The organism is Bradyrhizobium sp. (genome assembly GCF_016462955.1).
Taxonomy (GTDB): domain Bacteria; phylum Pseudomonadota; class Alphaproteobacteria; order Rhizobiales; family Xanthobacteraceae; genus Bradyrhizobium.
In genome coordinates this window covers 1-5,041 of record NZ_JAEMSD010000489.1, presented here as the reverse complement: position 1 = coordinate 5,041, position 5,041 = coordinate 1, and the positions used below count along the sequence as shown (strand labels likewise).

At 64.2% G+C, this 5,041-nt stretch carries 5 protein-coding genes and 1 pseudogene; 3 read left to right on the top strand and 3 right to left on the bottom strand.

What is annotated here, in order from left to right; genetic code table 11:
- Both JHD07_RS32505 and JHD07_RS32500 read left to right on the top strand, forming a co-directional pair.
- A pseudogene (locus JHD07_RS32505) lies at nt 1-312 on the top strand (MoxR family ATPase); the annotation flags it as partial.
- A 5-nt stretch (nt 313-317) separates the two neighbouring features.
- On the top strand, nt 318-1,685 hold the full coding sequence (locus tag JHD07_RS32500) for a VWA domain-containing protein (RefSeq protein WP_291629577.1): 1,368 nt from the start codon (nt 318-320) through the stop codon (nt 1,683-1,685).
- A 19-nt stretch (nt 1,686-1,704) separates the two neighbouring features.
- Here JHD07_RS32500 and JHD07_RS32495 read toward each other — a convergent pair whose 3' ends face one another.
- The gene (locus tag JHD07_RS32495; RefSeq protein ID WP_291629575.1) at nt 1,705-1,887 is read right to left on the bottom strand and encodes a hypothetical protein; all 183 of its coding nucleotides are present in this window, start codon (nt 1,885-1,887) and stop codon (nt 1,705-1,707) included.
- 345 nt (nt 1,888-2,232) lie between these two features.
- On the opposite strand from JHD07_RS32495, the gene JHD07_RS32490 reads away from it, so the two are divergent.
- Nucleotides 2,233-2,454 (top strand): hypothetical protein, encoded by a 222-nt coding sequence (locus JHD07_RS32490; RefSeq protein WP_291629573.1) that lies wholly within the window; start codon nt 2,233-2,235, stop codon nt 2,452-2,454.
- 23 nt (nt 2,455-2,477) lie between these two features.
- On the opposite strand, the gene JHD07_RS32485 is transcribed toward JHD07_RS32490, so the two are convergent.
- On the bottom strand, nt 2,478-3,830 hold the full coding sequence (locus JHD07_RS32485) for a hypothetical protein (protein ID WP_291629571.1): 1,353 nt from the start codon (nt 3,828-3,830) through the stop codon (nt 2,478-2,480).
- A 110-nt stretch (nt 3,831-3,940) separates the two neighbouring features.
- A partial coding sequence (locus JHD07_RS32480; protein WP_291629569.1) for an allantoate amidohydrolase occupies nt 3,941-5,041 on the bottom strand: 1,101 nt, incomplete at its 5' end.

Sequence of the window (5,041 nt, the reverse complement as noted above, 5' to 3'; positions counted from 1 at the left end):
GGCTTCCCCGAGCAGCGCCTTGAGGAACGCATCGTCGAAAGCCGCTTGCCCGGCATTTCTCAGACGCTGCGCCGCCAGATGGTCGGCTTCATCCACGAGATCCGCTCGCTGGACCTGAAGAAGCTGCCGTCGGTCAGCGAGACCATCGACTGGGCGCGCGTGCTGGTGCTGCTCCAGGCGTCCGAGCTCGATACCGAGATCGTCAAGGACACACTCAACGTCCTCCTGAAATACGAGACAGACATAGAGGCTGCGGCGCCGCAGGTGACGACCTTCATTGCCAAGGCGGCCCGGTCCAACGTCTTCGGTTGACGCCGATGCGCGACAATCTCCATCGCTTCTTTCGGGCGGCGCGCGGTGTCGGCGTTCACGTCTCGCCCGCCGAGAGCATCGACGCGATGCGGGCGGTCGCGCAGGTCGGCGTCTCCGACCGCGCTATCCTGCGCGACGCGCTGCTGCTGACGCTCGCCAAGTCGCAGGACGAGAAGCTCGCGCTCGGCGACTGTTTCGATCTCTTCTTCAGTCAGCCGGAGCCGCGGCAGGACCAGCCCGAGGCCGACAACGACGACACACCGCGGGACGCGGATCAGTCGCCCTCCTCCGGCGATGCCGGCCAAGGCGAGCGTCCCGAAGGTTTAAGCCAGCTCGCGCAGATGCTGCTGTCGCAGGACCGCAATACGATCGCTGCCGCGATCGCCAGCGCGTCCGCGGCGGCCTCCCTGTCCGACATCCGCTACTCCACTCAGCGCGGCATCTTCTCCAGCCGCATCCTCGATGCGATGGGCCTCCAGCGTCTGCGGGACGATCTGGAGAACCTGACCGCAACCAACCCGGCGCTGGCCGAGCGCCTGCGCGCCGCGCTCGATGCGCTACGGGAAGCCGTGCGCGACACGGTCTCCCAGGGGCTTGCGCTCTATGCGCGCGAGGAGGCCGAAAACCTTCGCAACGAGATCTTGCGCAATGCGCCGCTCGCGCGCATCGAGCGGCGCCAGGTCGCCGAGATGCGCGCTCTCATCCGCCAGATCGCGCGCCGTTTGCGCGAGCGCTACTCCAAGCCGCGCAAGCGCCAACGGCGCGGCCATCTCGACGTCCGCCGCACGCTGCGCCGCAACGCGGCCTGGGGCGGCGTGCCCTTCCTCACCGCATGGAAGCGCAAGCATCGCGACCGGCCGAAGATCGTGGCGCTTTGCGACGTCTCGGGCTCCGTTGCGCAGGTCTCCGATTTCTTTCTGCTGCTGATCCATTCCCTGCACGAGGTCGTCGACGATGTCCGTTCCTTCGCCTTTTCCTCGCATCTGATCGAGGTCAGCGAGGTCCTGGAATCGAAGTCTCCGGAGGAGGCGATGGCGGAGATCATGTCCAAGGTGGGTTTCGGCTCCTCGGACTACGGCTCTTCGCTGGTCGATTTCGAGAAGGAGTTCATGAGCACGCTGACGCCGCAAACCACGGTGATCGTGCTCGGCGATGCCCGCAGCAACAATCTCGACCCACGCGCCGACATTTTGCGCCGCATCTCCGAGCGCTCGAAGCGGCTGGTCTGGCTCAATCCGGAGGGGCGGCTGGCTTGGGGCTTCGGGGATTCAGAGATGCCGCGCTACGCGACCTTTTGCAGCGTCGTGCGCCAATGCGCCACAGCGCAGCAGCTCGAGCGCGCTGTGTCGGACATCGTCGCCACTTATCAGTAGACAGCGATAGCCCCCGCCGTCAGGCGGCGTTCAGCTCGATCTGCGCGAGATTGCACTCCCGAAAGTGATACGCGATTTCGTCGAGGGCGCGCTGCTCCCATTCCTCGGCTTGGGCGAGCCAGAACAGCCGACGCTCCGAATCGAGCGCTGCTCGCTCGCGGCACAAAAATTCCTGGCTACGAATTTCAACCAGCCTGTTCATGCACTCCACTCCTCCGTGTGAAGCCATTCCCCGCAAAGACAACGTACCAGAGTCCGCAGCCTCTTACCTCATCATTTCTGTGCATATCGCGACGCAGAATGGGACAGCCATACTTTCCATGCATCGCAGTAGTCGCACTGCACCATCAAACACAGATCATCAATTGGTGATCGAAAATCGGGACAATGCGTGCGTGAACGATCTTAACTCTTGTGGCGCAACGAGGTGCAGTAATTTGTGAAGATTCATTCTCAACGACGTACCGAATTCCCGACTCATTGTCGTCGCATGGTCTTCATGCGGCGCCGCTAACAGGGGCGCGTCTTTAAGATCGCCTGAGGCAAAATGAGCAACGACGTCGACTTTGATCTTTCGCCGGACCAATGGGACGCTCTGCGCACCCTTCGCAATCCGACGTCGTCCTGTCGTCCCTCGAAGGCTCCCTTGATCGAAAGCCTCATCAAGCTCGGCCTCGTTGTGGTCAATGACGGCGTGCCGGCAATGACGCCCACGGGACGCAAGGTGCTCGTGCGCGGCTCATGCCGCCTGCTTGATCTCGTGGCATAGGGGCGGGCGACCGGCAGAACTCGTCAATCCCACCGGAGGAGCGGTGTGCCGTAAGCCCGCCTCCAGACCGACAGAAAGCGCGGAAACCAGGAGTGGGCCACGGCGCCCTTGTAGGCCCAGGTGCGATACTTCAGACCCTGCTCCGACATCAGCTCCTGATAGCCGCCATGGACCTCGGTTGCGGTCCGGATGTCCCTCAATATGCCTTGCGCGCAAGCCCGGTAGGTATCGCTTCCAGCTGATTCATCATAGTCCAGCATGCGATCGGCGAATTCGACGTTGAACGTCGGCCAGGACGAGCGCCCCTGATAGGCCGGAGCTGCAATCTTGTGGATCATCTTGGTCCGCGGATTCTCCACCGACACCAGGAAGTGGAACGTGCTCGGTATGCGAAACCGTGGTTCGGCGATGATCAGATCCGTCGTCGCGGCAAACAGGGCACGTTCGCTCGCCTCGCTCATATTCCAGAATCCGCGATGCACGCCGACGAAATCCAGCGCGACCGAGGCGGCCGGCGTCCCCGCCGGACCATCCAGCGAATGCCTGATATAGCCGTCCTTGCCGAACAGGCGGAGCAGGCCCTTCTTGTATTGTGCGAGGTCGCGCCCGAGCAGCCGCTTCAGCTCGCTCTCTTCGACGATTCCCAGCTGCACACCCCAGACGAACGTCGTGTAGACGCAGGCGTTGGTGACGAACCGCCTGCGCTCGGCGCGCGTGTCGGTGGCCGCGGAGCGGGGCGCACTGGCGTCGCACAGCAGGTATCGCGCGCCGCTGTCATCGACCGGCTCCAGCTCGCTCGCAAGTTGGAGGATCGCCCGCTTCAGGTCGGCGCCGTATTCGGCCAGCAGCAGGCGGCCGGCATGTGCACATTGTGACATCGCCAGATAGGTCGATATCCTCTCCTCGGCTGAGATCATCTGCTGGAGACCGGCAAGGATGCCGAGCAGCGTATCCGAAGGTGGCGAGAAATAGTTTACGCCGAGATAGCGGCCGCGTCCCGCCGGGACGATCGTGGTGGTGACGACATCGGCGCGGACCGCCTGCAGCAGCAGGCGCACGCTCTTTTCAAGCAAGCGCACGCGGCGCACCGCGTCCTGCGGGTCCATGATGGTCTCGGGATCGAGCACGTCTGGATAAAACCAGGCGAAGTCGCGAGGATAATAGGCGGAAGCGTGGGGCGCGCCGGTGACGAGGAAGGCCTCGGTCAGCGAAAAGGCGCTATCCATCGAGTGCCGATAGAGGTCCTCGATGGCCGACAGCGAATGATGCGAATGTCTCAGGAACCGATCGCTGAGGAAGTTCACCGCCTGAAGCGCGTTGGCGACGAAGGACGCGGTCACGCCCTGATAAAACCGGTTTCCACGATGTGACGGCAAGGAGATATCGCTGTTCGTTGGCCTGGTCGTGATCCCCGACCATAGCCGGTCATCGTCACAAAAGTGACTGATTCGTGTCACGTCCTGATGACACGCGAGGTTTTGGGAAGTCAGGTCGAGCCAGCGCCGGCTTGCCGGGGGTTGAAATTCTCGACGACCCGCAGCAGCACCCGCGCGCCCGCGTCGGCGTCGGCGAGCTCGACATGCTCGTCCGGGTGATGGCTGATGCCGCCGCGACACCGGACGAAGATCATGCCGACATCGGCAATGTCGATCATCGCCATCCCGTCGTGCCCTGCCCCGCTCGGCAGCTCGAACACGGCGAAGCCTTCGGCTTCGATCGCCGACGCGATCTGGTCCTGGAGCCATGGTGCGCAAGGCGCGGTGCGGTTTTCGTGGGTAACATCGAGCTGAAGTGTCAATTGCCGGCGCTTGGCAATCGCCTCGATCTGGCGAACGATATCCGCGACCGCACGCTTGCGGTGCATGTCGGTGGGCGCCCGGATGTCGATGGTGAACGACACCTCGCCTGGAATGACGTTGGTCGCGCCGGGCCTCGCCTGGATGTAGCCGACAGTACCGACCAGGCCGTCCGGGTCGGTGCGGCAAAATTGTTCGACCGCTCCGATGCATTCGGCCGCCCCGGCGAGCGCGTCGCGCCGGAGCGCCATCGGCACGGTGCCGGCGTGGCCGGCCATGCCGGTCAGCCGCGCGGCAAGGCGCGTGGCGCCGGCAATTGCGGTGACGACGCCTACGGGCAGGTTCTGCGCTTCCAGCACCGGTCCCTGCTCGATGTGCAATTCGAGATAGGCAAGCAGCTCGCGTCGCGTCCGTGCGGCCGCGCCGATCCGGTCGGGATCCAGGCCGAACTGCACGAGCGCATCGCGCATTGACACGCCGTCGCCATCGCGCGCGTTCAGCACACCCTCGTCAAAGGTGCCGGCCACCGCACGGCTGCCAAGCAATGTCGAGGCAAAGCGTACCCCCTCCTCGTCGGCAAATCCGACCACCTCGATCGCAAACGGCAGGCGCTTGCCGCGACGGTTGAGATCGGCGACGCAGGAGATTGCGGTGATCACCCCCAGCGGCCCGTCCCATTTGCCGGCATCGCGCACGGTGTCGTAATGCGAGCCCAGCATCAGGCAGGGCGCCCCGGGCCGGTCGCCTTCGTAGCGACCGCAGACGTTGCCGATCGCGTCGATGCGCGCGCT

Coding starts and splice junctions, on each gene's coding strand:
- JHD07_RS32500 (WP_291629577.1), top strand. CDS start 318: ATGCGCGACAATCTCCATCGCTTCTTTCGGGCGGCGCGCGGTGTCGGC.
- JHD07_RS32495 (WP_291629575.1), bottom strand. CDS start 1,887: ATGAACAGGCTGGTTGAAATTCGTAGCCAGGAATTTTTGTGCCGCGAG.
- JHD07_RS32490 (WP_291629573.1), top strand. CDS start 2,233: ATGAGCAACGACGTCGACTTTGATCTTTCGCCGGACCAATGGGACGCT.